This is a genomic window from Pseudarthrobacter sp. O4, assembly GCF_050157025.1.
Lineage (GTDB): Bacteria > Actinomycetota > Actinomycetes > Actinomycetales > Micrococcaceae > Arthrobacter.
Genome location: NZ_CP189591.1, coordinates 2,089,749 through 2,115,298 on the forward strand (window position 1 = coordinate 2,089,749; position 25,550 = coordinate 2,115,298).

The 25,550-nt window shown below is 66.2% G+C and carries 22 protein-coding genes and 1 pseudogene; 8 read left to right on the top strand and 15 right to left on the bottom strand.

All coding sequences use genetic code 11. From position 1 onward, the window contains the following. Positions 1 to 154 precede the first annotated feature (154 nt). Together trmB and ACQCSU_RS09615 are read left to right on the top strand one after the other, a co-directional pair. Complete coding sequence (gene trmB / locus ACQCSU_RS09610; protein WP_426979505.1) at positions 155 to 1,087, top strand: tRNA (guanosine(46)-N7)-methyltransferase TrmB; 933 nt, start codon at positions 155 to 157, stop codon at positions 1,085 to 1,087. Between the two features lie 136 nt (positions 1,088 to 1,223). Further along, positions 1,224 to 2,099: a DUF1206 domain-containing protein gene (locus ACQCSU_RS09615; protein WP_426979506.1), complete on the top strand. Its 876-nt coding sequence runs from the start codon at positions 1,224 to 1,226 to the stop codon at positions 2,097 to 2,099. A 94-nt stretch (positions 2,100 to 2,193) separates the two neighbouring features. Here the strand turns inward: ACQCSU_RS09615 and ACQCSU_RS09620 are convergent, their stop codons facing one another. The 3 genes from ACQCSU_RS09620 to ACQCSU_RS09630 form a co-directional block, all read right to left on the bottom strand. Then, entirely contained in the window at positions 2,194 to 3,975 is a 1,782-nt protein-coding gene (locus tag ACQCSU_RS09620; protein WP_426979507.1) for a hypothetical protein, read from the bottom strand. A gap of 169 nt (positions 3,976 to 4,144) precedes the next feature. After that, entirely contained in the window at positions 4,145 to 4,828 is a 684-nt protein-coding gene (locus tag ACQCSU_RS09625) for a zf-HC2 domain-containing protein (RefSeq protein ID WP_426979508.1), read from the bottom strand. After that, complete coding sequence (locus ACQCSU_RS09630; protein WP_426979509.1) at positions 4,825 to 5,325, bottom strand: sigma-70 family RNA polymerase sigma factor; 501 nt, start codon at positions 5,323 to 5,325, stop codon at positions 4,825 to 4,827. The genes ACQCSU_RS09625 and ACQCSU_RS09630 overlap by 4 nt, the downstream gene beginning before the upstream one ends. Before the next feature lie 163 nt (positions 5,326 to 5,488). Here ACQCSU_RS09630 and ACQCSU_RS09635 point away from each other — a divergent pair, with 163 nt between their 5' ends. Continuing rightward, entirely contained in the window at positions 5,489 to 6,040 is a 552-nt protein-coding gene (locus ACQCSU_RS09635; RefSeq protein ID WP_426979510.1) for a COG4315 family predicted lipoprotein, read from the top strand. A gap of 33 nt (positions 6,041 to 6,073) precedes the next feature. Here ACQCSU_RS09635 and ACQCSU_RS09640 read toward each other — a convergent pair whose 3' ends face one another. Next, positions 6,074 to 6,967 carry a DMP19 family protein gene (locus tag ACQCSU_RS09640; RefSeq protein ID WP_426979511.1) on the bottom strand — a complete coding sequence of 298 codons (894 nt, stop codon included), beginning with the start codon at positions 6,965 to 6,967 and terminating at the stop codon, positions 6,074 to 6,076. 296 nt (positions 6,968 to 7,263) lie between these two features. On the opposite strand from ACQCSU_RS09640, the gene ACQCSU_RS09645 reads away from it, so the two are divergent. Further along, the gene (locus ACQCSU_RS09645; RefSeq protein ID WP_426979512.1) at positions 7,264 to 10,785 is read left to right on the top strand and encodes an SNF2-related protein; all 3,522 of its coding nucleotides are present in this window, start codon (positions 7,264 to 7,266) and stop codon (positions 10,783 to 10,785) included. A gap of 5 nt (positions 10,786 to 10,790) precedes the next feature. On the opposite strand, the gene ACQCSU_RS09650 is transcribed toward ACQCSU_RS09645, so the two are convergent. From ACQCSU_RS09650 to ACQCSU_RS09680, 7 genes are all read right to left on the bottom strand, one after another. After that, on the bottom strand, positions 10,791 to 11,219 hold the full coding sequence (locus ACQCSU_RS09650) for an ester cyclase (protein WP_426979513.1): 429 nt from the start codon (positions 11,217 to 11,219) through the stop codon (positions 10,791 to 10,793). A gap of 99 nt (positions 11,220 to 11,318) precedes the next feature. Continuing rightward, complete coding sequence (locus ACQCSU_RS09655) at positions 11,319 to 11,741, bottom strand: heat shock protein transcriptional repressor HspR (protein WP_426979514.1); 423 nt, start codon at positions 11,739 to 11,741, stop codon at positions 11,319 to 11,321. 15 nt (positions 11,742 to 11,756) lie between these two features. Next, positions 11,757 to 12,740 carry a DnaJ C-terminal domain-containing protein gene (locus tag ACQCSU_RS09660; protein WP_426979515.1) on the bottom strand — a complete coding sequence of 328 codons (984 nt, stop codon included), beginning with the start codon at positions 12,738 to 12,740 and terminating at the stop codon, positions 11,757 to 11,759. A 94-nt stretch (positions 12,741 to 12,834) separates the two neighbouring features. Next, positions 12,835 to 13,509 (bottom strand): nucleotide exchange factor GrpE, encoded by a 675-nt coding sequence (locus tag ACQCSU_RS09665; protein ID WP_426979516.1) that lies wholly within the window; start codon positions 13,507 to 13,509, stop codon positions 12,835 to 12,837. A 2-nt stretch (positions 13,510 to 13,511) separates the two neighbouring features. Further along, on the bottom strand, positions 13,512 to 15,374 hold the full coding sequence (gene dnaK, locus ACQCSU_RS09670; protein ID WP_426979517.1) for a molecular chaperone DnaK: 1,863 nt from the start codon (positions 15,372 to 15,374) through the stop codon (positions 13,512 to 13,514). A gap of 247 nt (positions 15,375 to 15,621) precedes the next feature. Further along, complete coding sequence (locus ACQCSU_RS09675; RefSeq protein ID WP_426979518.1) at positions 15,622 to 16,029, bottom strand: hypothetical protein; 408 nt, start codon at positions 16,027 to 16,029, stop codon at positions 15,622 to 15,624. 105 nt (positions 16,030 to 16,134) lie between these two features. After that, on the bottom strand, positions 16,135 to 16,887 hold the full coding sequence (locus tag ACQCSU_RS09680; RefSeq protein ID WP_426979519.1) for a TetR/AcrR family transcriptional regulator: 753 nt from the start codon (positions 16,885 to 16,887) through the stop codon (positions 16,135 to 16,137). Between the two features lie 126 nt (positions 16,888 to 17,013). On the opposite strand from ACQCSU_RS09680, the gene ACQCSU_RS09685 reads away from it, so the two are divergent. Next, complete coding sequence (locus ACQCSU_RS09685) at positions 17,014 to 17,979, top strand: NAD-dependent epimerase/dehydratase family protein (RefSeq protein ID WP_426979520.1); 966 nt, start codon at positions 17,014 to 17,016, stop codon at positions 17,977 to 17,979. Between the two features lie 169 nt (positions 17,980 to 18,148). Here the strand turns inward: ACQCSU_RS09685 and ACQCSU_RS09690 are convergent. Beyond that, positions 18,149 to 19,474: pseudogene (locus ACQCSU_RS09690) on the bottom strand (APC family permease); the annotation flags it as partial. A gap of 1 nt (position 19,475) precedes the next feature. Here ACQCSU_RS09690 and ACQCSU_RS09695 point away from each other — a divergent pair. The 3 genes from ACQCSU_RS09695 (at position 19,476) to ACQCSU_RS09705 (ending at position 20,984) form a co-directional block, all read left to right on the top strand. Further along, entirely contained in the window at positions 19,476 to 20,291 is an 816-nt protein-coding gene (locus ACQCSU_RS09695; RefSeq protein WP_426979521.1) for a class I SAM-dependent methyltransferase, read from the top strand. A gap of 71 nt (positions 20,292 to 20,362) precedes the next feature. Continuing rightward, complete coding sequence (locus ACQCSU_RS09700; protein ID WP_426979522.1) at positions 20,363 to 20,818, top strand: hypothetical protein; 456 nt, start codon at positions 20,363 to 20,365, stop codon at positions 20,816 to 20,818. Positions 20,819 to 20,828: 10 nt separating this feature from the next. Next, complete coding sequence (locus tag ACQCSU_RS09705; protein WP_426979524.1) at positions 20,829 to 20,984, top strand: UPF0758 domain-containing protein; 156 nt, start codon at positions 20,829 to 20,831, stop codon at positions 20,982 to 20,984. Here the strand turns inward: ACQCSU_RS09705 and ACQCSU_RS09710 are convergent. The 3 genes from ACQCSU_RS09710 to ACQCSU_RS09720 form a co-directional block, all read right to left on the bottom strand. Beyond that, positions 20,969 to 21,703 carry a FadR/GntR family transcriptional regulator gene (locus tag ACQCSU_RS09710; RefSeq protein WP_426979525.1) on the bottom strand — a complete coding sequence of 245 codons (735 nt, stop codon included), beginning with the start codon at positions 21,701 to 21,703 and terminating at the stop codon, positions 20,969 to 20,971. The genes ACQCSU_RS09705 and ACQCSU_RS09710 overlap by 16 nt on opposite strands. A 319-nt stretch (positions 21,704 to 22,022) precedes the next feature. Beyond that, positions 22,023 to 23,375 carry an FAD-binding oxidoreductase gene (locus ACQCSU_RS09715; RefSeq protein ID WP_426979753.1) on the bottom strand — a complete coding sequence of 451 codons (1,353 nt, stop codon included), beginning with the start codon at positions 23,373 to 23,375 and terminating at the stop codon, positions 22,023 to 22,025. 242 nt (positions 23,376 to 23,617) lie between these two features. After that, complete coding sequence (locus tag ACQCSU_RS09720; protein WP_426979526.1) at positions 23,618 to 25,369, bottom strand: L-lactate permease; 1,752 nt, start codon at positions 25,367 to 25,369, stop codon at positions 23,618 to 23,620. Between the last annotated feature and the right edge of the window lie 181 nt (positions 25,370 to 25,550).

A 25,550-nucleotide genomic window follows, 5' to 3' on the forward strand; every position in this document is an offset into this window, starting at 1 on the left:
CCGGGCCTGCTGCCGAGCGCGGAGTCCGGGGCGTTCTTGGGTCGAGTCACGGACCCATTCTGGCAGGCCGGAGCGCACCGCCCCTGCCGAGAGCACCGTCAACCCCGCCCGCGGGAAGGAGGCCGCGACGCCGGGCGCCGGTATTCTGGATGTGATGAGTGAATCCCCAGAAACACCCCAGACGCCGGAGCCAACGCAGCCGCCCCGCCCGGTGACTCCCGGCACCCAGGCCTCCTTCGGCACCTACGGGGGACGCCCGGTCAGCTTCGTGCGCCGCGGCACCCGACTGCAGGGCCGTCGCCAGGCCGCCTGGGAAGAGCATTCTGACCGCTGGGCCGTCGAGGTCCCGCGCCACATCGCCAACACGTCCGTCCACCCGGACTACGTGTTCGAGGCCGAAGCCGAATTCGGCCGCACCGCCCCGCTGATCGTCGAGATCGGCTCGGGACTGGGCGACGCCGTCTGCCACGCCGCCGAGGAGAACCCGGATACGGACTTCCTCGCCGTCGAGGTGTACACCCCCGGCCTGGCCAACACACTAATCAAGATCAACAGCCGCGGCCTGAGCAACGTCCGCGTCGTGGAGGCAAACGCGCCCGAGGTCCTCGCCACCATGCTCCCGACAGGCTCCGTGACGGAACTGTGGGTCTTCTTCCCCGACCCGTGGCACAAGTCCCGGCACCACAAGCGCCGCCTCATCCAGCCGGCCTTCGCCGAGCTTGCCTCGCGCGCCCTCAAACCGGGCGGCATCTGGCGCATCGCGACCGACTGGTCCAACTACGCCGTCCACGTCCGCGAGGTCCTGGCGGACTCCCCCGATTTCGAGAACCTGCACGAAGGTGAGCGCAACGGTGCGGAAAGCCCCCTCACCCAGGTCTGGGAATCCGGCGTCGAGTCCCTCGTGGGCGGGGCGCCGGTCAAGGAAGGCCGTGCACCGGTCAGCACGGAACATACAGGCCCCAACGAAGGCATCGATCAGGCCGGCGGCTGGGCTCCCAGATTCGAGGGCCGGATCCCGACCAGTTTCGAGAACAAGGCCCATGAGGCCGGGCGGCTCATCTTCGACCTCAGCTACCGGCGGCGCTAAGCCGCACCACAGCGTTGCCCGCAGGCGTCAACCCGCCAGGGCACGGCTCCCCAGGCCACTGTCCGGATACAGCCTAAGCCCGAAGCCCCGGATGCTTTTCCCGGACGGGCCGGCGTGGCACGATTAGCTAAGATGCATGCCCCGGGCGGAGCCCTCGTCCGGCCGAACAACCGAGTCAGTTGAGGGATCCGCCATCAAAAAGGAACTGAAGGACGTCGCCGATGCGACCGAGGACGCCACCAACTCGCGCGCGCTGGAAGTAGTGGCGCGGGCCGGGTTTGCGGTCAGCGGCATCCTTCATTTCCTGATCGGTCTCGTTGCCATCCGGCTCGCCACGGGCGGCACGGGGAAGGCGGATGTCAGCGGCGCCGTGGAGCAACTGGCCGGCCAGCCGGCGGGTCCACTGCTGCTGTGGGGCTCGTTCGCGGCCTGCGTTGCGCTGGCGCTCTGGCAGACCAGCGACGCCATCTTCGATTTTGAACACCTCCCGGCCAAGAAGAAGCTCGGGAAGAAGCTCAAGGCCGCCCTCCAGGCCGTGGTCTACGCCGGTCTCGCCGTGACCCTAGCGTCCTTCGCCATGGGCGCCGGCAAGGAGAACAGCAGCTCCACGAGCGACCTCACCGTCACCGTGATGCAGGCCCCCGGCGGGTACGTGCTCCTGCTCGCCATCGGGGCCGCGGTTGCCGTCACCGGAATCATCTATGCCATCCGGGGCTTCCGCCAGTCCTTCAAGAAGTACCTGAGGCTCCCTGCATCTCAGCAGGCGCAGTCCGCGGTGAAGGCACTGGGCGTCGCGGGCTACGCCGCCAAGGGCATCGCCCTGCTGCTGGCGGGCCTGCTGATCATCATTGCCACTGTGAGGGTCCATCCCGAAGAATCGACCGGGCTCGACGGCGGCCTGAAGGCGCTGCGTGAACAGCCCTTCGGTGTCTACATGCTGGCGGCCGTGGGCGCCGGCCTCATTTGTTACGGCGTCTTCATGATCGTGCGCGCCAAACTCGCCAAGATGTAGCTTGCCTCAGCCGCCGGCCTGCCGCTCCAGGCAGTCCGTACGGGACGGGCCTGCCGTCCCCGGCAGTCCGTACGGCGACAGGCCCCCCGCTGGCTCAGGGCTTGCAGTCGTCGTGGACCACGACCCGGGACAGTTCGATAGTGCCGTCCGGGAGCTTCCAGAAGTGCAGCCGGCGGGCCGCCGGCACATTCTGTTCGATCGCGGCACGAAAACACTTGGCGCCGTCCTCGCGGCGGAGCTGTGGTGCGTCGCCGCCGGCGTTCTCCCGTAAGGGATGGATCTCGCGGGCCGTGCTGCGCGTTGCAGTGCGCTCCGCGGTCCCTGTGAGGATCCCCACCGCCGCTTTCAGCGCCTTCGCAACGACGCCCGGTTCAGTGAAAGCGTAAAGGGAGGCTGCGAAGCCGGGCCCTGCCGCCCATTCCCGCGGCAACGGCTGCCGGGCCTTGTCGGTCGGCAGGGTGTTCCTGGCCCAGGACAGATAGACATCGTGCCGCAGGCGGTCGTCGGACGTCACGAACAGCCCGTCCGAATCTGCGGCCGCCCGCTGCAGCGCCTGTTGGGATTCGCGGTTGCGGGTACGGAGCCTCCGGAGATCTTCCCGGTGCTTGGCAACCCTGCCCCGCTCCGTCTCCAACTCGGCATGGAGCGCACCGGCGAGCTCCCGCTCCGCCTCCAGCAGCAGTTTGAGCTCGTCATGCTCCTGCTGGAGCCTGACCAGCCCGGCCCCGGCCCGGCTGGTGGCAGACACGAGTTCCTGGAGGCCGGCAATTTTCCGCCGTCCGCTCTCGAGCTGCAGGAGGGCCGACCTCAGCGCGGTCGAGGGCTTGGCCGGCAGCGGGAGGGAGTCCGCTGCGGTGCTGCCCGGATCGGGGGTACCGGCCCCGCCAGGGTGCCCGATCGAGGCGGCAGGGAAGGTCCTGCCTGCGGTGGACTGTTCGGCAAGATGCCGTCCGGCCTGAAGCCAGGGGGTTCCGCCCATGAGCAAGGCCGGCGCCGGCTGGACCTCGGCGCCGTCATCCACGTCGAGCAGGGACAGCACGACTGCCCCGCGCTCCCGGAGGAAGCGCGCCACGACCACTTCACCCTCCGTCACGAGGCTGTCGGCCGTGTCGAGTGGATTCGAGGAGATGCGGGCCGCGGCTACGGCCCAGCTGGATCCCGGATAGAGGGTGAGCTTGGCGCTGTTCGCGCTTACCTGTTCGGCAAGGGCCAGGACGAGGTCGCCGGAACGGTAGAGTTCCGCGAGCCGCGGAACGGACTTCAGTCTGTTGATGTCAAGGGTTTTGTCCTCGTCATTGAGCTCGCCCTCAACGGACTGCCCGAGCGAAAGCATCCAATCGAGCCGAACGGGAGGTACAACGCGTTCCCGCTGAATGGAACAGCACGAGCCGTCTGGCAGTTCGACGATGGCCCGGGATCCCGCGCTCTCGAAGGCCTTGATCGTTCCGCGGACCCGCCGCCCTGCGCTGCGCGCCGGCGTCGCTTTAGGGGGGACCACAGTGATGAGACTCAGGACGTCCTCGATGACATCTTCGGCCGCACGGGCTGCCGCCGGCCGGTCCCGGGCCAGGCGCAACGGGCTCTGAAACACGTCCTGCATCCACCGGAGGTCGGCCGAGTAGACTCGTGCCGCGTTACCGAAGACATGGGCCCCTGCTGGCAGGTGATCGCCGAAGGCGTAGCTTTCCGGACCGTTTTCCAGCCAGAAAACGTCCGCGAGACCCCTTACTTCCCGGACGATGCCGCTGACATCGATGCGGTTTTGCTCCTGCTCCGGATGCCAGGAGATGACCACCGCCGGCTTGGTCCTTCCCGGTGCGGTGATGCGGAGTGCCAGGTTTTTCCCTGAGCTGACAACTTCATAACCCTGTTCCATAACGAATCCCCATTCGCCGGTGCGGTTGTGCTGGTCCGCAGATGTGGGAGGAGCTCACCACCCCTCCGCCATCAGTAGAGCAGGGGGGTGCGACAGGAAAGGGAACCAGGCACTGGATTCCGGCCGGCGCCCGGGAGACGGACGGGGCCGGGCCGTATGGAGAGAGCTGCTAGGTGCGTGGCACGGCGACGACGGCCACCGTCTGCTGCTGAGCGTTGCGCATCTCGACGCTGACGATACTGGCGAGCTGTACAGGGGTGGCGCCGGTGATCTTGACCCTGCCGCTGGGGGTAGCCGTCCAGGCGCACGCGCGGTCTTCGCCGCCGTCGCGGTCCTTTACCCAGAGCGAGAAGGTGCCGTCCACCGGCAGGCTCCGGCCGTCGACCGCGAGCTCTGTTCCCCAGGTCTTCTTGACCAGGCCCACGGTGAACTGCACTCCGTCGCCGGCCTGGACGGAGTAGCTGGCGTCCGGCTTGGCCGGCTGGTTGAGCAGCGGTCCGGCCAGGACCCCTAGCGCGAGGCAGGCCGCGGCGACGGCCGCCACCGCTGCCGACCACCGGCGTCGTACCTTCCGGCGGCGGGCGGACAACTCATCGAGCAGCCGCTTGGGCACGGGAACAGCCCCGGCTGCCCGCGCCTGTCCGGGGCCTGCCGCGACAGCCACGGCGGTGAGGGCGACGGCCTCGGTCACTGGAACCGCATCCAGCAGAGCGGGGAGGCTTGCGAGTTCGTCGAGCTCCTGCCCGCACACAGCACAGGATTCCAGGTGCTGCTCGAAGGCTGCGGCGTCGGCGGGCTCGAGTCCGCCCAGCAGATAGGCGCCGAGCAGCTGGTGGAGGTCCGTTCCGTTCACCGCTGCACCCCCATTTCGTCAAGGATCGTCCGCAACGCCCGCACGGCGTAGAACGCCCTGGACTTCACTGTTCCGCTGGGGATATTCAACGTCTTCGAGGCCTCCTGAACCGTGTAGCGGCGGTAGTGGAGGGCGACCAGGACGCCCCGGTGCTCGGCGCTGAGCCGCAGCAGCGCCTCCTCCATGAGGACCCTGTTGAGGAGTTCGTCGACGCGTTCAGCAGCGTCTACAGGATCAGCCAGATCGCGCTCCGTGGCTTCGAGGGGCCTGCGCTGGGCTTTTCGGTAGTTGTCGATCATGATGTTGCGGGCCGTCCTGAACAGGTAGCTGCGCAGGCTGCCGGTGATCTCCGGCGCCTGCTGCCAGACGCGCAGTACGGTCTCCTGCACCACGTCATCCGCCAGGTGCGGATCTCTGGAGGCACCGAGGACAAAACGTTTCAAGGCCGTCCCGTGATCGCGGTAGATCGCGGCCACGACGTCTTCGTCCAGCGACATGCCATGCCTCCCCGGCCTCGTGTGGTTCTGCTCTTCTGCCCCGTACGACGTGCGGGGCGCCGGAAAAGTTCAATGCCCCCGCCGTGAACCATTTTTCACCCGGCGGCGTCATATGGGTTAACGCCGGACTCTGAGTTGGCCGGCACGAGTCAAGGAGCAGCACATGAAGAAGCACCTCAGCATTGGCCTGTCCGCTTTCGCCCTCGCAGCACTGCTTTCCGGCTGTGCTGGCGGCGGCGGCACCACAACACCGACGACGACGGCGGCTGCGCCGGCAACCAGCGCTCCCGCCGCTTCAGCTCCTGCGACCTCCGCGGCCGCCAGTTCGGCTCCCGCCTCGGCCATGGCGGCAGAGCTCAACGTGGCCGAGTCCAAGCTCGGCAAGATCGTGGTGGACGGCAAAGGCATGAGCGTCTACTACTTCACGAAGGACACAAAGGATTCGGGGACCAGCGCCTGCACCGGCGGATGCCTCACCGCGTGGCCTCCCGTCCTCACCACCTCGGACGCCCCGGCCGTCGAAGGCGTCACCGGAACCCTGGGAACCATCACAACCCCCGAGGGCAAGAAGCAGGTCACCATCAACGGCATGCCCATCTACTACTTCGAAAAGGACAAAGCTGCAGGGGACATCCTGGGCCAGGACGTCAACAAGGTCTGGTACCTCGTGGCGCCCTCCGGCGAAATGATCACAACAGCCGCCGGCTCCTACTAAAGACTGCCGGGTTCGCGGAGGAGAGTCTCCTGCCTAGGCGTCTTCCTCCGCGAACTCGACGGCGGCCACGATCTCTCGGGTTTCCGGGTGGATCATGAAGGCTTCGTCGTCCTCTTCGACCATGAGGAACTCGCCCTGGTCCGTGGTGAAGTGCCAGGCCAGGGCACGGTGGCCATCGTGGTCGTAGTTGGGGTCGCCCATGGTGACCTTCAGCAGCGTGTGCCCCGCAACGTCGCACAGTTCACGGATGATCAGCTCGAATCCCGGAGCGTTCATCAGCTCATCTTCCGCCGCCTCGGCCTGGCGTTCCTCCAGATTCGGGATCCGGGAAACACGTTCGGCGATGTGCCGGTCGAGTTCCTCCTCGTCCAGGATGAGGAGATCCTGCTGGGCGCGAAGCCAAGCCGCGTTAAGCGCGGTGATGTCCTCGGTCTCCACGAGCGATTCGAACTCGGCATCGAGCTCTTCCAGCCGCTGCACCGCATGCGTGGTGCCTTGGCTCCGGTCCGTTGCCCCCTCCGGGCCGTCCGCGTCCAGCTCCGTATCCCCGTCAAGATAGGCGTCGGCTTCCTCCTCGGTGAGCGATTCGAATGCCGCCACGGTGCGGTTGAAGAGCTCCAGATGCCCCACGGCCCCCATCCCTGACAGCCCGTCGCGAACGTAAGGGTCAATATCCTCGCGCTCCGGCGCGGTGAACACGTACTGGGCGAAGCCGCCGGCCAGGGACTGTGTCAGGTAGAAGTCCACGTAGTAGCTACGGAGTGCGTTCGGGGCGATTTCCTCGACGTCGAGGAGCTCCGCGTACATGGTGTTGACCACGTCCACGTTCGCGTCGACCACCTCCGCGTCGCCACCGGCGAGGCTGTGCCGGGTCAGGACCGGGGCGTAGTCAGTTGCGGACAGGCTGATGGAAGGGCTGTTGCTCATAGGAAATCCTCACCGTTGAATGCAGATGGCGCTCCGAACCATTTCACCGTATTTGCTCCGGCCGCCCGGCAGTTGAGTCGGAGCTGAACGTCAGGCGAAGTTTGGGTGCACGTTCCTGCCGCCGGCCACCACTTTTCCACACAGCCCCGGGACGGGACCGGTCTCGCCGCGGGGCGGGGCTAGTCTCGGGCCATGGCCGCCCTTCCGGACATCCCCCCGTCCAAGGACGAAACCGCAAGCCACTCCACGGCTCGCTAAGATGGATCTGATGACCAACTGCCGAAAGTAGTGCGCACATGCCTTCCCACCCGGACGAGAGTGCGGCACTGGCAATACAGACACCCGCGATCAACGACCGCTCCCTTGCGGCCGGGCTTGCCTACGCCATGGGGAGCCGGGTCTCCGCAATCTCCTTCGACGCCGCCACCGGCCTGATGCTCGGCAAAGTGCGGGGCGGCTCCGACGTGCCCTATTCGACGACGGCGAAGCTGGTCCGGAAAGCGGGCGGCTGGAGCTGCACCGTGGGCGTCTGCAGCTGCCCGGTCCGGAAGGACTGCAAGCACGTGGCCGCCCTGCTGTTCGCGGCCGAGGACAACCCCGCAACGCGGGTCCAGTTGCTGACCCCCGCCGATGTTTCGCGGACCTCCCGCCAGACGCCGGCCCTCGAGGTGCCGGACTGGGAACAAGCCCTCAGCCCGCTGATCGAGCGCCCCGGCATCACACAGTCCACCAACGGGATTCCGCTGGCGCTCCAGTTCGAAATCGAGGAACCCGCTCCGCATTTCTCCTATACCGGCCGCAGGGATCCTCTCCGCAGCGTCCGGCAGCTGAAGGCCCGGCCCGTGATCATGGGCGCCAAGGGCAAGTGGATCCGCGGGGACGTTTCCTGGAACACTCTGAGCTACCTGAACTACCGGCGCGAGTGCAACGAGGCCCACGTCGAGTGGATGCAGGAATTCCTCGCCTCGCACACGGCCCTCGCCAACCGCCAGCACTCCGGCACCGCGCCCTGGCTGGGGCTTAACACCTACGCCGGCAAAAACCTGTGGAGCCTGCTGGCCCAGGCCCGGAAGATGGGCGTCGCCCTGGTTCACGGCCGCGGCCAGGAGCCGGTGCGGGTGGTGGAGCAGCCTGCCGCCGTCGGACTCAATCTCGCCCGCGACGGGCGGAACCCGGCCGGCACGGACGGCCCCGTCTCCTCCGCTGGCACCGGCGGGGATCAGAACGGCGGGCTGTCGCTCGCGCCCACCATCACGGTCGAGGGCGTCGTGGTTGATCCTGCGAGCGTCGGAACCATCGGCCGTCCCGCCCACGGGATCTTCCTGACCTCCGGCGGAGACGCCCTCCCCGGCGTCGCGCCGGATGAGTCGATCATCACCCTCGCACCGCTGGAAAGCGGGCTCAGCGAGGAGCTGTTGACCTTTGTGACTGCCGGGACCACCCTGCACATTCCCGCCCGGGATGAGAGCCGGTTCCTGACCGGCTTCTATCCAAAACTCAAGCAGTCCGCCCGGGTCACGGCGTCCGACGAGTCCGTCGAACTGCCCACACTGGCCGTCCCCACACTGTCCCTGCTCGCGAACTACGGTGCGGACCACCGGGTGCGGCTGCACTGGGAGTGGCACTATACGTCCGGGAAGCTCGTCACCGCGCAGCCGCTGTGGCGCCACCGCGGCGATCACGGCTACCGCGATGATCCCGCGGAGGCCGGCATCCTGGAAACCCTGGGGCAGCCCTGGGATGTGGTGCCCGCACTGGGCGAGTCAGCCACCGGCGGCTGGGGGACGCCGCGGCTGGCGGCCTCGGCCGAACTGGGCGGCCTGGACACGCTGGCCTTCACCGAGGAGGTCCTCCCCCGGCTCAGCGAGCTGCCCGGCGTCGCGGTGGACACCGCCGGCGAGATTGCCGACTACCGCGAAGCCGAAGAGGCTCCCGTGGTGGCGATTTCGACCAAGGCCACCGACAGCCGGGACTGGTTCGATCTTGGCATCGTCATCACCCTGGAGGGCCAGCCGGTGTCCTTCGCGGCCCTGTTCTCCGCCCTCGCGGCCGGCCAGACCCGCATGCTGCTGCCCAGCGGCGCCTATTTCTCCCTCGACCTGCCCGAACTGCACCAGCTCCGGGCACTGATTGATGAAGCCCGGTCGCTGCAGGACAACAAGGACGCCCCGCTGCAGATCAGCCGCTTCCAGGCCGGCCTCTGGGACGAGCTGGCCCAGCTCGGGATCGTCGATGAGCAGGCCGCAGCGTGGCGCGCGGCTGTCGGCGGGCTGCTGGAGGGCGGCGTGAAGGGCCTGCCGCTGCCGTCGACGCTCAACGCCGATCTGCGCCCGTACCAGCTGGAGGGCTTTAACTGGCTCAGCTTCCTCTACCGGCATGGCCTGGGCGGGGTGCTGGCCGACGACATGGGCCTGGGCAAGACTGTCCAGGCGCTGGCGCTGATCTGTGCAGCCAAAGAGGCAGCGAAGGAGCCGGCCAAGCAGCCGCCCGCGGCGTCCGGAACAGGGCCCGACGCCGGTTCAGCGGACTCCGGTTCAGCGGGCGCTGCAGGTTCCGCACCGGCCGCAGCCGCGGGGGGTGCGCCGTTCCTCGTCGTCGCCCCCACGAGTGTTGTGGGGAACTGGGAAGCCGAGACCGCCCGGTTCGCGCCGGGCCTGACGGTGCGCGCCATCAGCGAGACGTTCGCGAAGAGCGGCTCGATGCCGGCAGAGGCGATGGCCGGCGCGGACATCATCATCACCTCCTACGCCCTGTTCCGGATCGACTACGATGCTTATGCCTCGCTGGAATGGGCCGGCTTGGTCCTTGACGAAGCGCAGTTCGTGAAGAACCACCAGTCCAAGGCCTACCAGTGCGCCCGGAAGCTTCCGGCGGCCTTCAAACTCGCCATCACCGGCACGCCCCTGGAAAACAACCTGATGGAGTTCTGGGCCCTCACGTCGATCGTCGCGCCGGGTCTCTTTTCGAGCCCCAAGCGGTTCGCCGAGAACTACCAGAAGCCGGTGGAAAAGAACGGCGACAAGGCGCAGCTGGACAAGCTCCGCCGCCGGGTCCGGCCACTGATGATGCGCCGCACGAAGGAGCAGGTCATCCACGATCTGCCGCCGAAGCAGGAGCAGATCCTCGAGGTGGTGCTGAACCCGCGGCACCAGAAGGTCTACCAGACGCACCTGCAGCGTGAGCGGCAGAAGATCCTGGGCCTGATCGACGACGTCAACAAGAACCGCTTCACGATCTTCCAGTCCCTCACGCTGCTGCGGCAGCTCAGCCTGGACCCCTCGCTGATTGACCCCTCGCTCTCGGGCGTGCGGTCCAGCAAGCTCGATGTGCTCTTCGAGCAGCTGGAGGACCTCGTCGCCGAAGGCCACCGGGCCCTCATTTTCAGCCAGTTCACCGGTTTCCTGGGCAAAGTCCGCGAGCGGCTCGTCGAGGAGAATATCGAGTTCTGCTATCTCGACGGCAGCACCCGCAACCGCACCGACGTCGTCAATGAGTTCAAGAACGGTGCCGCCCCGGTGTTCCTGATCAGCCTCAAGGCCGGCGGCTTCGGCCTGAACCTGACGGAGGCGGACTACGTGTTCCTGCTGGATCCGTGGTGGAACCCGGCGTCGGAAGCGCAGGCCGTGGACCGCACGCACCGGATCGGGCAGGCCCGGAACGTCATGGTCTACCGGCTCGTCGCCAAGGACACCATCGAGGAAAAAGTGATGGCGCTCAAGGCCAGGAAGTCCCAGCTGTTCGCGGACGTCATGGAAGGCGATGCATTGTCAGGCGGCGCGCTCACGGCGGAGGACCTGGCCGGGCTGTTCAACGACTAGCGGCACTAACCCTTCGGGAGTTCGAACCGGGCGCCCAGGTCTGTGAGCGCACCATAGACATCGGGCACGCCCCACCATTCGGCGGCCAGGCCGTTCTCGAAGCGAAGCAGGTGCATGGCGGTGACCGTCACCGGTTTGCCGGTGGCCGGCAGGCCCAGGAAGGTCCCCGCGTGGGTCCCCCGCCACGTGACCCGGCCCGCAACTTTGTCTCCCTCCACCACGGTGTCCTCGACCACGCCGGTGAGGCCGGAGAGACCGGAGTGCATTCCCCGCATCCAGAACACTATGCCCTCCAGGCCCGGCGGCTGGCCCGGTACGGGGCCGTGGTCCACGATGTCCGGGCTGACGATCCCGGCCAGGGCGTCCGGATCGTTCGCTTCGACGGCCGCGATGAGGCGTCCGTAAGCCTGCCGAAGTTCGTCTCCATTGCGCATGAGTCCTCCCGGGATGGCGCTCCAGCAAGCGGAAAGTTTTAGAAGCCGAACAGGCCGGCACTTCAAGTCTGGACGCCGCCGTGTCCGCAAACAAGGGGCTCAGTCGGTCCCGCGCGGCCTCCACACCACCAGGGCCTGGGAGCGGGCCCTGGGCCGCTTGCCGCGGGCGAGGCTGACGACGTCGCCGGCGGTGCCTGCCGCGAAAACGCGGGCGTCCAGTGCGCGGGGGCGCCGTTCGAGTTCTTCGCTCAGCTCACCGACCCGGCGCTGCAGGGCGGCCACCTGGTTCTCCAGCTGCAGGATCCGTTTGATGCCCTCGAGGGAGACGCCTTCCTGCGAGAGCCGCTGCACTTCGCGGAGCATCATGACATCCCGCTGGGAATACCGCCGGGATTTGCCCGGGGCGCGGCTGGGCGAGACGATGCCCAGCCGGTCGTACTGCCGCAGCGTCTGCGGGTGCATGTCGGCCAGCCCCGCGGCGACGGAGATGACGAAGATCGGCTGGTCGAACTCGATGTCCATCGCAGGACCCCGTTCCTAGAGCCGGGCCTTGGCCGCCAGGCCGGCGCGGGCATCCTCGCCGGCGGTGGCCGCGGCGAACGCCTTCACGGCGTCCTCCGCTTCCTTGCTGAGCTTCCGCGGAACGGCGACGTCGATCGTCACCAGCAGGTCGCCGGTGGCCTTGGCGTGCTTGACGCCCCGGCCCTTGACGCGGAGGGTGCGCCCGGACGGGGTGCCGGCCGGAACACGGACCTTGACCGTGTCGCCGTCCATGGTCGGGACCTCGATGTCGGCGCCCAGGGCCGCCTCCGGGAAAGTGACCGGAACGTGGATGCGGAGATTGTCAGCGTCGCGGACGTAGAAATCGTGCGGCTTCACCGAGACTGTGACCATGAGGTCGCCGTTTCCCGCGGGGCCGTACTGGCCCTTGCCGCGGACGCGGACCTTCTGGCCGTCCTTGATGCCGGCCGGGATACGGACGTCGATGACTTCGCCGTCCGGTTCGCGCAGTCCGATGGTGGTGCCGCGGATCGCACCGGCAAAGGAGATGCTGGTTGATGCCGTCCGGTCCGCGCCCTTCTGCGGGGCCCGCTGGTAGGACTGGCCACCGCCGAAGCCGCCGCCTCCGCCGAACAGGTCGGCGAACTCGGGCGGTATGCCGCCTGCGGTGCTGTAGCCGCCGGAATGCCGTCCCCCGGCGCCGGTGAACAGCCCGCCAAAAAGGTCCTCAAAGCCCGCACCGCCGCCGGCTGCGCTGCCTGCGCCGCCCGGGGCGAACCTGGCCCCGCCCATGGCCCGGATGGCGTCGTACTGCTGGCGCTCGTCGGGATCGGAGAGCACGGAGTAGGCCTCGGAGATGTCCTTGAACTTCTTCTCCGAGGCGGTATCCCCCGCGTTCGTGTCCGGGTGGTGCTGCCGCGCCAGCTTCCGGTAGGCCTTCTTGATGTCGGCGTCGGAAGCGTCCTTGGCGACTCCAAGGATCTTGTAAAAGTCCTTGTCCACCCAGTCCTGGCTAGCCAATGGCGTTTCCTTTCAAATCTGTGTGCCGAGGTGACAGTTCGCGCCCATGTTTGGTTGAAACACGGGCGCGAACTGTCACCTCGATGACGTACTGCTAGGCCGGTACAGCCACGATGACCTGGGCTGCGCGGAGCACCCTGTCGCCGGACTTGTAGCCCGAGCGCAGGACCTGGCTGACGGTGTCGATCTCGACGTCGGGGCCGGGCTGCTGGATGAGGGCCTCGTGGATCGTGGGATCGAACTCCACCCCGGTCTCGTCGATGCGCACGAGGCCGTACGTCTTCAGTGCGTTTTCGAGCTTGGCCGCGATCGCGGCGAACGGGCCGTCCGCGAGGTCACCGTGCTGCCGCGCGGCGTCGACGTCGTCCAGCACCGGGAGCAGGGCGTTCAGGACGCCGATGACGGCCATCTCCCCCGCCACGGCACGGTCGCGCTCGACGCGCTTGCGGTAGTTGACGTACTCGGCCTGCAGCCGGCGGAGGTCATTCCTGAGCTCCTCCGCCGCGGCCGCGTCCACGCCCTGCGCCACCGATTCCTCGGCCGGAACCTCAACACTGTTCAGGATGTCCTCCGCCTGGGACAGGGCGTCCCCGGACTCGGAGTCCCCTGCTGCGGCGCGCGCCTGGTCAGGGTGGCGGGCCTGGCCTGTCTCCGGATCAACCTTGCGGTTGTCGTGGATGATCGGCTTCTGCGGCTCGTTCTCCTGCTCGTTACCGTGGCCCCGGTTCTCGGAAGAACCGTGCTCTTCTTCGTTGCCGTGATGCGGCATGATTACTTCTTCTCGTCTTCGTCAACGATTTCGGCGTCGACGATGTCCTCGTCGGCTCCGGCGGCCTGCTCGCCGGCAGGTGCACCCTGGGCGCCGGTGGCACCGTCGGGGGAACCGGCCTGGGCGTAGATGGCCTCGCCGAGCTTGGTCTGGGAAGCCTGCAGCTTCTCGAACGCGGTCTTCACCGCGGCGTCATCGGTGCCTTCGAGGGCCGCCTTGAGGGCGTCGACGTCGGCCTTGACCTCGGTCTTGACCTCCTCGGGCAGCTTGTCGGCGTTGTCGGCAATCAGCTTGTCGACGGAGTACGCGAGCTGCTCGGCCGTGTTGCGGGTGTCCGTCGCCTCGCGGCGGGCCTTGTCCTCGGCTGCGTGCTCCTCGGCGTCACGGACCATGCGGTCGATGTCTTCCTTGGAGAGCGCGGTGCCGCCGGTGATGGTCATGGACTGCTCCTTGCCGGTGCCCTTGTCCTTCGCGGAGACGTGCACGATGCCGTTGGCGTCGATGTCGAAGGTGACCTCGACCTGCGGGACGCCGCGCGGAGCCGGTGCGATGCCGGTCAGCTCGAAGGTTCCCAGCGGCTTGTTGTCGCGGGTGAACTCGCGCTCGCCCTGGAAGACCTGGATGGCCACGGACGGCTGGTTGTCATCAGCCGTGGTGAAGGTCTCGGACCGCTTGGTGGGGATGGCCGTGTTGCGCTCGATCAGGTGCGTCATCACTCCGCCCTTGGTCTCGATGCCGAGGGAAAGCGGAGTGACGTCGATCAGCAGCACGTCCTTGCGCTCGCCCTTGAGGACACCGGCCTGCAGTGCGGCGCCGACGGCGACGACCTCATCCGGGTTGACGCCCTTGTTCGGTTCCTTGCCGCCGGCAAGTTCCTTGACGAGCTCGTAGACGGCCGGCATCCGGGTGGAACCGCCGACGAGCACGATGTGGTCGATCTCGGAGAGCTTGATGCCGGCTTCCTTGATAACGTCCTGGAACGGCTTCTTGGTGCGGTCCAGCAGGTCCTTGGTGAGGTCCTGGAACTTGGCGCGGGTCAGCTGCTCGTCCAGGTGGACCGGGCCGTCGGGGGTGACGGAGAGGTACTGCAGGGAGACGTTGGTGCTGGTGGAGGAGGAGAGTTCTTTTTTGGCCTGTTCGGATGCCTCCCGCAGGCGCTGCAGGGCGATCTTGTCCTTGGACAGGTCGATGCCCTTGACCTTGAGCTGGGTCAGCAGGTAGTCCACGACGCGCTGGTCCCAGTCGTCGCCGCCGAGGTGGTTGTCACCGGCGGTGGAACGCACCTGGATGGTGGAGAAGTTGTCTTCATCCTTGCCCACCTCGAGGAGGGAGACGTCGAAGGTTCCGCCGCCGAGGTCGAACACGAGGATGAGCTCGTCTTCCTTGCCCTTGTCCAGGCCGTAGGCCAGGGCGGCCGCGGTGGGCTCGTTGACAATGCGCAGGACGTTCAGGCCCGCGATTTCGCCGGCCTCCTTGGTGGCCTGGCGCTGGGCGTCGTTGAAGTATGCCGGAACGGTGACGACGGCGTCGGTGACCTTTTCGCCGAGGTAGGACTCGGCGTCGTTCTTAAGCTTCATCAGGATACGGGCGGAGATTTCCTGCGCCGTGTACTTCTTGTCGTCAATGGCGACGCTCCAGTCCGTGCCCATGTGGCGCTTGACGGAAGCGATAGTGCGGTCGATGTTGTTGACGGCCTGGCGCTTGGCGATCTCGCCGACCAGCACTTCGCCGGACTTGGAGAATGCAACGACCGACGGCGTGGTGCGGCCACCCTCGGCGTTGGCAATGACGGTGGGCTCGCCGCCTTCGAGAACGGAGACGACGGAGTTGGTTGTTCCGAGGTCAATTCCTACTGCACGTGACATGTGTTGCGTCCTTCTTTTCTTGGAAACTTGCTGAGCCGGCCGCGGACCGCGGGGATCCGACCGTTATTGAGCGATCTGCACTCAACTTTACTCAGACCGGGATCAAAGTCAATCCAGAGTTGAGCCAAGTCGACTCAACTCTGGATTGGAGGCGGCGCGGACCACGGTCAGGCGCGCAGAAGTTCCCGGAGTTCCGGCAGTCCAGCGCCGTCCGGGCTACGATTTCGCTGCGCGCGAAGTCCCGCCGCTAGCGCTCCTCGCGGGGAGCGTCCCCGGCCGGTGCGCCGCCCGCGGTCTTTTCGTCGGAAGCCTGGCCGGCAGGCCGTTCGCCGGCTGTCCCCGCGGCGCCATAGTCGCCTTCCGGGTAGTCACCCTCCTCCGTGGTGACGGGCGTGCCGCCAACAGCGCCGGCCTTGCCGTAGTCGCCCTCGGAGTAATCACCCTCCTCGTCGCCGACGGAGGTTGCACCGGCCGTACCCGCCGCGCCATAGTCGCCGGAGGGGTATTCGCCCTCCACTGCCGTGGGAGGGATCTCGCCGGCAGTGCCCGCGTTGCCGTAGTCGCCCTCGACATACTGGCCTTCGGCAGCCTGATCTTCCGCAGCATCGCCTTCGGCTTCCGCTGCCTCTCGGTCAAACTCACTGTTATCGGACATGTTCGGGTCCTTCCTGGAAGCATCTGGCACACCCGCGCGGGCGCAGGGGCAGTCTATCGAGCACGGCCGGGGGGCAACAGAGGAGAAGGAAACCGGCCCGGTCCGCTAGCCACTGGAGGGCTGATAGTTGGCGGGATCGAGGCCCGCGACGCCGGCCAGCACCGCAAGATGATGGGCAAAGAGCTCATCCGGGGCCGCGAAGGTGTCCGCGCCGTACTGCCCGAAAACCTCGAAGCTGACGGCCCCGAACAGCGAGGTCCACACCAGCGCACCCCGCGCGAGCAGCCCGTCCGGGACGAAGACGCCCAGCTCAGTGCGGATCCGCTCGAGGTCCGCTGCCAAGGGCGGCACGACGGCGTTCGGATCGCCTCCGGCGGCCAGCCGGCCGGCGCGGTACGCGGCGTCGAGGATCGCCATCAGCGCCTGGATGACCCGCGTGCCGGGACCGGTGGTCCGCTCCGCGGGCGCCTGGTAGCCCGGCACGGGGCTGCCGAAGAGCAGCCCGTAACTGGCGGGCTCGCTGAGCGCCCACCTCCGGACAGCCGTTCCCAGTGCCCGGAACCGGCCGGTAAAGTCCTGCTCCGGCAGAGCCCCGACGGCGGCGTCCACGGCGTCGCCGAGCTCGTTGTAGGCGTCGACCAGCAGCAGTGTGAGGAGCTCTTCGCGGTTCTCGACGTACCGGTACACGGCCGAGGACACGACGCCCAGATCCCTGGCCACGGCACGGAGCGAGAGGGCGGCTGCGCCATGAACGGCCAGATGCTCCCGGCCCAGCCGGAGGATGTCCTCGATAGTCCGGGCGCGGGCGCGCTCACGCGGCGTCGACGGCTTCCGGGCGGCGGATTCTGCTGGTGGCATGGTCCCAGCATTCCACAAGGCAGAGCGGTGTCAACAAATGTGAGCAGTGCTCTTGACGTAGGGGCCGCGCAGGTCCATTCTGGATTTGGAGAGCACTGCTCACAGGTATCCGAGAGGGAGATCAAGATGTCCGAGTTTGATAGGCCTGAACCCCGTGAAGCCCCCGCGTTGTACGTCGTGACCGGAGCCGGACCCGTCGGCTGGACGGTTGCGGAACAGCTCGCCGCGGCGGGCCACAGAGTGCGCGTCCTGACCCGGTCGGGCAGCGGACCGTCCCATCCGCTCATCGAACGGACGGTGGCCGACGTGTCGGATCCGGCCCGGCTCGAGGGCCTCTTCAGTGGCGCCGCCGCCGTCTTCCACTCCATCCACGGTTCGGACTACAGCGCCCGGATCTGGGAAGTGGAACTTCCCGGTGCCGAGCGGAACGTACTGGCCGCGGCCGGTGAGGCCGGCGCCGTCGTCGTCTTCCCGGAAAGCCTCTACTCCTACAGCGAGCCGGACCGGATCATGGCGGAAGACAGCCCGCGCGAGGCACCGGGCGGCAAGCGCGGCATCCGCACCGCCCTGCTCAAGGCCCGGGCGGCGTCCGGAACGGACACGGTGAGCGTCGTGGCGGGTGATTTCTTCGGACCGCGGGTCCGCGGGGCCCATGCCGGCCAGCGCATGCTGCGGCCGGTACTGGCAGGCAAGCCCCTGCTGGTGATTGGGAGGGCGGACCAGCCGCACTCCTTCAGCTATGTGCCGGACCTGGCAGCGGCCATGATCCGGGCTGCGCGGGACCGCTCGCTGTGGAACAGGGTCTGGCACACGCCCACGGGCCCGGCGCTCAGCCAGCGGGAGATCGCCGGTGCGTTCGCCACCGCGGCAGCCGTGCGCAGGCCCCGCGTGGCCGCGGTGCCGGGCTGGGCGCTGCGGGCGATGGGGCTGCTCTCCCCCGGGACCCGGGAACTGGCCGAGACCCTCTACCAGTTCGAGAAGCCGTTCGTGATGGATTCCCGCGCCAGCGAGGCGGCCCTGGGACTGCAGCCGACGCCGCTTCAGGCGGCAGCCGCCGCCACCGTGGCCTGGTGGGGGGACCAGGCACGGTGACGGAAGCTGCGGCATGGGGCGACGGCGGGCTACCGGACCCCGGCGCGTCCGCGGCCTCGGTCGCCCCGGCGGGCAGTCCGCTTGGGCGGCTCCCGGGGATCGGCGCAGCGAGGGCCGCCCGCCTGCCGGCCCACAACGCGGCCGCCGCAAGGACCAGCGGGACCACAAGAGCCCAGCCACTGAACAGCAGCACCGCCACCATCACTGCCGCGGCAACAATGACGCCATACCAGGCGGCGGTGCGCGCCGGCAGCAGCCGGATCCCGGCAGCCAGCCCGAACGCCGTCACGGCCGTGAAGCAGGCGGACGCAGCCCCGATCTGGAACTGCATGTTGCTGAGCCCGGCCGCCGCCGCGCCGAAGGACAGGAACGTCATGCCGGCGAGTACGGCCAGGCTGACCGCGGGCACAGTCCCGGCGCCCCGCGCGAGGGCCCGCGGCAGCACGCCGTCGGACGCCAGGCTGGCGCCCAGCCGGCTGGCACCTGCCACAAAGGTGTTGATCGGGCCGAAGGTCAGGACCGCAGCAGCGACGGCGGTGAGCGGCCCGGCGAGTCCGCCCAGTCCTTTCTCGAGCAGCTCGGCGATCGGCACTTCACTGCCGGGAAGGCGTGGCCCCAGCACGGCCACCGAGGCTGCCACCACGCCGATGTAGACCACACCCACGACGATCAGGGTCAGCCAGGTGGCGCGCTTGAGGTCGCGTTCCGGGTGGCGGAATTCCCCGGCGATATGGGTGACCGCCTCCCACCCGGCGAAGCAGAAGAAGAGCAGGCTTGCCACCCCACCCACCGCCCAGTAGCCATGCGGGGCAAACGGTTCGAAGTTCTCTGCCTTGGCGTGCGGGGCGGCCAGCGCGACGGCGAGCGCCAGCAGCCCGATCAGCAGGACCATCAGCACCAGCTGGATGCCGCTGGACATCCGGATGCCGACTGCGTTGCTCGCGAAGGCGGCAGCGAGCAGCAGGGCGGCCGCCAGCAGCGCCGTTTCCCGCCCGCCACCCACCGCGTGGGCGATGTAGTTGCCGCCGATCACCGCCGTCGCCGGGGCACCGAAGGGAATCGCGAAGTAGAAGAGGTAGCCCGCCACGGCCGAGGCGCGGCGGCCGTAGGCCCGGATGACGAAGTGGGCTATCCCGCCGGCATCGGGCTGCTGGCGGGACATTTCGGCGAAGCTGAAGGCCACCGGCGTGCAGAACACCAACAGCAGGGCCCAGGCCACGAGCGAGGCCGGGCCGGCCTCTTTCGCTGCGATGGCCGGCAGCACCAGGATCCCCGAGCCCAGGATCGCTCCAACGTAGATACCGGTGGCCCGGAACAGCCCGAGCCCGGCCTTTTTGCTGTTGATGGTCACTCCTCTAATCATCCGCAGAACCGCTCCGTGCAGAAGCGGCAAAACTGACGTCCATGCGCGAAAAACCGCCGCCGCCGGCTGACTCCGTCGGCTGACTGTGTAGTGGTTCCGTCCGATTGCACCTGCGGGGCGGTAGCGTTTCATTATGAGTGCGCAGCAGCCTGACGATGTGTACAGCCACGGCCACCACGAGTCGGTGGTCCGCGCCCACGCCTCCCGGACGGCGGAGAACTCCGCAGCGTTTGTGATTCCGCACCTCCTCCGCGGGGTGTCGGTGCTCGACGTCGGCTGCGGCCCGGGCAGCATCACCTGCGACTTCGCAGTGCTGGTGGAACCCGGCAAGGTCACTGGACTGGACCGCTCCCCCGAGGTGATCGCCCAGGCCACCGCGCTGGCGGCCGAACGCGGCGTGCAGAACGCCGGGTTCGCGGCCGGGAACATCTATGACCTGGACTTCGAGGATGAAACGTTCGACGTCGTCCATGCCCACCAGGTGCTGCAGCACCTGACCGATCCTGTCGCTGCCCTGCAGGAGATGCGCCGGGTGGCAAAGCCCGGCGGGATCGTCGCGGTCCGCGATGCCGACTTCCACGGCATGAGCTGGTACCCGTCCATCCCGGAGCTGGACGAATGGATGGAGCTCTACCAGCGGATCGCCCGGCGGAACGGGGCGGAGCCCAACGCCGGCCGCCGCCTGGTCTCCTGGGCACAGTCCGCCGGCTTCACCGACGTCGCGCCCTCGAGCAGCAACTGGCTCTACGCCACAGGCCAGCAGAGGCGGTGGCAGGCGCGCGTGTGGGGCGAGCGGGTACTGCACTCCGCCTTCGCGGACCAGGCCCTCGAGTACGGCTTCGCCACGCCCGCCGATCTGGCCCGGATTTCCGCCGGCTGGCACCGTTGGGGGTCCACGGACGACGGCTGGTTCCTCATTCCCAACGGCGAGGTCATTGCCCGGGCCTGAGGGGAAGCCGTTATCCACAACGCCCGCAAACGCTCTGGAGCTCCGAGGGCTGCGGTTATTAGCCTCAAGGCATGATCATTCAAGCTGGTTTTGACTTCGAGACACTCGCCCGCCCGTTCATCGTCCGGGACGGCATGCTCATGCCAAACTTGGTGCTGATATGTGTCGACGAGGAAATGCAGCTGGACGGCTTGCGCGTCGTTGCCACAGGGTTTGCGGGCTTACTGACACCGTTTCACGATGCTGTCCTGGCGGCGCTGGATGCGGAATACACCAAGTACTTTGCCATCGCGCACCCTGGCAGATTCAGTGAATATGCCGGCCCGGAGCCACTCATGGACGAGGCCGATGAATTGGAATCGAAGGCGGCCGAACGGGGCATGCAGCTGATCGGACACTTCGCCATCGACGAGACGGGCTATATGTCGGCCCGCGCGCGCTCGTACTTTGACCAGTATCCGGAGCACGATGACCTTCCAAGGACCATGAATCATTGGTCGCATTCAAAGCTGGGCCGGTGCGGCTGAACTTGGTCGGATGGCGGATCTCCCTGTCAGCGAACGGCCCCGGGAGCGGCTCCTCCGGCTCGGCGCTACGGCACTGAGTGATGCTGAGTTGGTAGGGATCTTGCTCGGTGCGGGAAGGCCCGGCGTCAACGTACTGACCTTGGCGCAGGTTTATGAGCCTGCGTGAGACTGATGTCGTGCTTGGTCGTAGAGCCAGACGATATGACTATGAAGCAGTTCCGCCGCATGATCGCCATTTCTGGTCTGCACGGCGTCGAAGATGGCGTGGTGCTGGGTTCTCAGCTTCGCCAGGACATCAGGCCATTGTTCTAAAGCATCCAGGGTTTCCTTGACGTAGCCACGGATTGAGCCGCTGAGGGATTCCATCATTGTCTCGATGACTACATTCCCTGCCAGCGCGCTGAGCGCTACATGGAACTGCGCATCAAGTGCATGAAATGTTTCGCGGTCAATGTCGGGGGCATCCATTGCTTCTAGGAACTCCCGGGCCTGTTCGAGGCCTGTGGAGTTCCCGCGTTCAACGGCGGTACGGGCAGCCCATGTTTCCAGCAGGATGCGGGTTTCGACGATGTCGGCTACCGGCAGCCGGCTACTGGCGACGTGCAGTCGCAACGCCGAGGACAGACCTGCAGAGGGCTCCGAGATGATCAGGGCCCCCGATTTGGGGCCTGATCCGGATGAGCTTCGCAGGATCCCCATGACGTCCAGGATGCGCATCGCTTCACGCACGGATGCCCTCGAGATACCGTATTTTTCGGCCAGAATACGCTCACCGGGAAGCTGGTCGCCAAGCTTGATGCGCCCGGAGCGTAAGCCCGCTTCAATATCATGTAACAGCGCGTCGTAAGTCCGCTTTGGCGTGGACGCTGTTTTTGAACTGGTCATCCTTCTATCCTCCCTTACCGTTGCGCGTGGTCTGCTCCGGTTAAGGGCTGACGGACTTACCCTCCTGGGACTGCCCGTGCGGGCTTCTGGGCGGCTACTCAAACAGGTATTGGGGAAATGAGACACTTTGAGCCAGCAATGTTCGGATCCAGCCTGTGTTGCCCAGTAGGGCGATCATTGTCGAGGCATTGAGGTTCATTGGCCCGGATTGATCTGGAGCTGGTCAGCGTCAGAGCAAAGGGATAACGGTCCCCGCTGATGCAGGGACCGTTGCTCTTCCCCTGCCCCTTCCCCCATCGCGGAGGCTGCAGGCGCTGGTTCAGATCGCCTTGCCGGGGTTAAGGATTCCCAGAGGGTCGAACACGTTCCGGATGGATCGCTGAAGTTCGAGCGAGATGTCACCCAACTCGTCCTGAAGCCAGTCACGCTTGAGCAGGCCGACGCCGTGTTCGCCGGTAAGTGTTCCGCCCAGCCGCTTTGCCAAGTAGAACATCTCGGCGAGAGCGGCTTTGGCAGGACCTTCGGTTATGGATTCATCAGGATCGACGACGATCATCGGGTGGAGGTTACCATCTGCGGCATGGGCCACATTGAAAATGCGGACTCCTGTGTGTCGGCAAATATCTTCGAGGCCGGCGAATACGTCCGCCAGCCGGTTCCGGGGTACACCGATGTCACAGATCGAGACCCGGCCCATACGCTCAAGTGCAGGGATGGCTTCGCGCCGAGTGGCCACCAGCGCGTCGGCGTGCTCGGTGTCGGCGGCTTTCTCATAGGAACTGGCGAAGGGCTGAATGGCTTCGATGAGGACGTCCTGCTCGAGAGCAGCGCCGTATCCGTCTGTTTGGGCCAGGAGGAATGCGCCTCCCCTGGCCCGATGGTTGGTTCCCTGAGCCGCATCGACGGCTTCGAGCGTTGGCCCATCCATGAGTTCCAGCACCGAAGGCTGCACCCTGGCAGCAATGATGGCTGACGCTGCCCGGGCTGCTGCGGCGACGTCAGGGAAATAGACGGCCACGGTTGCGGTTTGAATGGGCCTCGGACGAAGCCGAAGGGTCGCTTCCACGACGACGCCGAGTGTTCCTTCAGAACCGATCATCAGTGCGTTCAGGTCATAGCCGGTAACACCCTTGATGGTTTCCCTTCCCGTTCTCAGCATCCGGCCGTCGGGCAGGACCACGCGGAGTGCCAAAACTGACTCACGTGTTACTCCGTACTTCGCGCACAGCATTCCGCCTGCGTTGGTCGCGATATTGCCACCGATGGAACAGATTGCCGTGCTGGCGGGGTCAGGTGCGTAGAAAAGGCCATGGGCGGCAGCGGCTGCGTTGACTGCAGCGTTCAGGACGCCGGGTTCAACGACGGCGATCTGCTCGACAGGGTCGAGGTGGAGGATCCGGGTCATCCTGGACATATCGAGGACGACTTCGCCCGCCTTGGCCGCGGCTCCGGCAGCTAGACCGGTTCCGGCGCCACGGGGAACGACAGGGACCTGGTGGGCGGAGGCAAGCTTCATGGTGTTGACAACGTCGTCGGCTGTTTCTGCGTAGATGACGCCATCGGGAAGCGTCGACGGGACGTATCCGGAACGGTCTGTGCTCGCCCGAAGTCGGTCATCGTGTGTAGTGGAAGCATTGGCGCTTGCGTTAAGGAGAGCTGCTGACGCTGTCATGTCCGTGGGTGCATAAATCGAGCTCACAAGAAACCTCTTTGTTTTTGATGTGGCATTACGAGCGTCGTACTGACGACTCGGCAATCTTACGGAAAGAATATTGAGTTGAAGGCAGAGTGGTTCGGATTGTTAGTGCGGTCAATGAATTTAGAACAATTGTGTAGATAAATTCATATTTCCATTTGCCTCCCGGCAGCAGTAAAAGAAGACTGAAACCAGTAATTGCTATGACCGGCCAGTGGTCAGGGGATCATCCAACCCAGAACCGGGGTTGACTGCAGCAGGACCAGAAGGGTCATGACAGCGAGAAGCCCCAGACTCCACCCCAGCAGTTTTCTGAAGAGGGTTCCTTCCGATCCCTCTAGGCCGACAGCGGCTGAAGCGACTGCGAGGTTCTGTAGGGAAAGCATTTTGCCCATGACGCCGGCGGACGAGTTTGCGGCGGCCATGAGAACCGGAGGCAAGCCGGTCTGTTCTGCAGCCGTGACCTGAAGCTGACCGAAGAGGGAGTTGGAGGATGTGTCGGAGCCGGTGAGGGCGACTCCCAGCCAGCCGATCACGGGCGAGAGGATGGCGAAGAAGCCGCCGGCTGACGCCAGAGCGAGTCCGAGGGATGTGGTCTGTCCCGACAGATTCATGACGAAAGAAAGGGCGAGTACGGCCGTTACGGTGATAATCGTCCAGCGCAGCTGTTTGACCGTTTCCCCATAAATCCGGAGGCCCTGGGCTGCGGGCACCCGGTACAGGGCCATGGTAATCAGTCCGGAGATCAGCAGCAGGGTTCCCGTGGCCTTGAGATGATCGAATTTGAACTTCTGGGCGGCAATGTGGTTGCCGTCTGCATCAACAACGTCCAGTCCGGGCCAGGGAAAGCTGACGCTTCCGACGGTGCTCAGCCAGTCCTTGATGACAGGAATCTGTGCGATAGAGAAAATAGCCATGATGATCAGGTACGGGGCGACGGCCATCCAGACATGCCTGGGTTCCGGCCGCTTCGCATCGCTGACGGCCGTGCCGACGCTCGATGTTGCTGCCGCGGAAACAGCCTCGGTAACGGAAGCCGATGCCGGCACGCGGCTGCCGCCGGCCCCGTGCCGGCGTTCCACGCTCTGCCGGCCGGCGGCAATGAGTTGCTCCTCGGTCTTCTCGGCCTCGCCGGACATGCCGATGATTTCGCGTGGTTGCCAGATGCGGAGCATCAGAAGCACCGCGGCGACCGTGGCCACGGCCGCTACGACGTCTGTAAGTTCAACTGCGAAGTAGTTCGACGTTACGAACTGGGTGATGCCAAAAACCGCGCCGGCGACCAACGCAACAGGCCAGGTCTGCTTCAGACCCCGCCGTCCGTCCACGATAAAAACCAGCAGCAACGGAACCAGCAGGGCGATGAAGGGAGTCTGTCGACCCGCCATGGAGGAGAGATCGTGCAGGGGCAGGCCGGTGACTCCATGGAGTGCGATGATCGGGGCCGCCATGGCACCGAAGGCCACCGGAGCCGTATTGGCCAGTAGGGACACAATCGCCGACTTGAAGGGCTTCATGCCGGCGGCCATCAGCATCGCAGCCGTGATCGCCACGGGCGCACCAAAACCTGCCAGCGATTCCAGCAGGGCACCGAAGCAGAAGGCGATCAGGATGGACAGGATCCGAAGGTCATTGGAAATGGAGCGGATGGTCCGTCCCAGGGCATCGAACCACGGTGTCGCGACGGTGAGCTTATAGACCCACAATGCATTCACCAGAATCCAAAGGATGGGAAACAGTCCGTAGAAAGCCCCGGCAGCCGCTGCGCTGAGAGTCTGGCCGAGCGGCATCTGCCAAATGGTTACTGCCAGGACGATGGACAGCAGCAGGCTTGTCAGTGCCGCCTTTGCCGCCTTGACGCGAAAGACGCCGAGAAGCACAAACAGAACAAGCAGAGGCAGTGCTGCGCAGACTGCCGATAGGGCGAGGGAGCCCCAGACGGGGGCGACTAATTGCTGAAACGTGCTCACAAAAAACTCCTTTGTTATTGGAGCGAGGGGGTGAGGATATGCGCATGGCATGCAAACGAAGCTCAGCATTTTCCGCAATGCGAGAGAAAAATTTTGATTCGTGGATAACACCATACGTAGCGGTCTGACCACAGTCAATGCTATTCAGGAAAAAAATTTCTCCCTTGCATTTTTCGCATTG

What these genes read in the sequence shown, in the direction of transcription:
- trmB (WP_426979505.1), top strand. Translation starts at nt 155, where the DNA reads ATGAGTGAATCCCCAGAAACACCCCAGACGCCGGAGCCAACGCAGCCG.
- ACQCSU_RS09615 (WP_426979506.1), top strand. Translation starts at nt 1,224, where the DNA reads ATGCCCCGGGCGGAGCCCTCGTCCGGCCGAACAACCGAGTCAGTTGAG.
- ACQCSU_RS09620 (WP_426979507.1), bottom strand. Translation starts at nt 3,975, where the DNA reads ATGGAACAGGGTTATGAAGTTGTCAGCTCAGGGAAAAACCTGGCACTC.
- ACQCSU_RS09630 (WP_426979509.1), bottom strand. Translation starts at nt 5,325, where the DNA reads ATGTCGCTGGACGAAGACGTCGTGGCCGCGATCTACCGCGATCACGGG.
- ACQCSU_RS09635 (WP_426979510.1), top strand. Translation starts at nt 5,489, where the DNA reads ATGAAGAAGCACCTCAGCATTGGCCTGTCCGCTTTCGCCCTCGCAGCA.
- ACQCSU_RS09640 (WP_426979511.1), bottom strand. Translation starts at nt 6,967, where the DNA reads ATGAGCAACAGCCCTTCCATCAGCCTGTCCGCAACTGACTACGCCCCG.
- ACQCSU_RS09645 (WP_426979512.1), top strand. Translation starts at nt 7,264, where the DNA reads ATGCCTTCCCACCCGGACGAGAGTGCGGCACTGGCAATACAGACACCC.
- ACQCSU_RS09650 (WP_426979513.1), bottom strand. Translation starts at nt 11,219, where the DNA reads ATGCGCAATGGAGACGAACTTCGGCAGGCTTACGGACGCCTCATCGCG.
- ACQCSU_RS09655 (WP_426979514.1), bottom strand. Translation starts at nt 11,741, where the DNA reads ATGGACATCGAGTTCGACCAGCCGATCTTCGTCATCTCCGTCGCCGCG.
- ACQCSU_RS09665 (WP_426979516.1), bottom strand. Translation starts at nt 13,509, where the DNA reads ATGCCGCATCACGGCAACGAAGAAGAGCACGGTTCTTCCGAGAACCGG.
- dnaK (WP_426979517.1), bottom strand. Translation starts at nt 15,374, where the DNA reads ATGTCACGTGCAGTAGGAATTGACCTCGGAACAACCAACTCCGTCGTC.
- ACQCSU_RS09675 (WP_426979518.1), bottom strand. Translation starts at nt 16,029, where the DNA reads ATGTCCGATAACAGTGAGTTTGACCGAGAGGCAGCGGAAGCCGAAGGC.
- ACQCSU_RS09680 (WP_426979519.1), bottom strand. Translation starts at nt 16,887, where the DNA reads ATGCCACCAGCAGAATCCGCCGCCCGGAAGCCGTCGACGCCGCGTGAG.
- ACQCSU_RS09685 (WP_426979520.1), top strand. Translation starts at nt 17,014, where the DNA reads ATGTCCGAGTTTGATAGGCCTGAACCCCGTGAAGCCCCCGCGTTGTAC.
- ACQCSU_RS09695 (WP_426979521.1), top strand. Translation starts at nt 19,476, where the DNA reads ATGAGTGCGCAGCAGCCTGACGATGTGTACAGCCACGGCCACCACGAG.
- ACQCSU_RS09700 (WP_426979522.1), top strand. Translation starts at nt 20,363, where the DNA reads ATGATCATTCAAGCTGGTTTTGACTTCGAGACACTCGCCCGCCCGTTC.
- ACQCSU_RS09705 (WP_426979524.1), top strand. Translation starts at nt 20,829, where the DNA reads ATGGCGGATCTCCCTGTCAGCGAACGGCCCCGGGAGCGGCTCCTCCGG.
- ACQCSU_RS09710 (WP_426979525.1), bottom strand. Translation starts at nt 21,703, where the DNA reads ATGACCAGTTCAAAAACAGCGTCCACGCCAAAGCGGACTTACGACGCG.
- ACQCSU_RS09715 (WP_426979753.1), bottom strand. Translation starts at nt 23,375, where the DNA reads ATGACAGCGTCAGCAGCTCTCCTTAACGCAAGCGCCAATGCTTCCACT.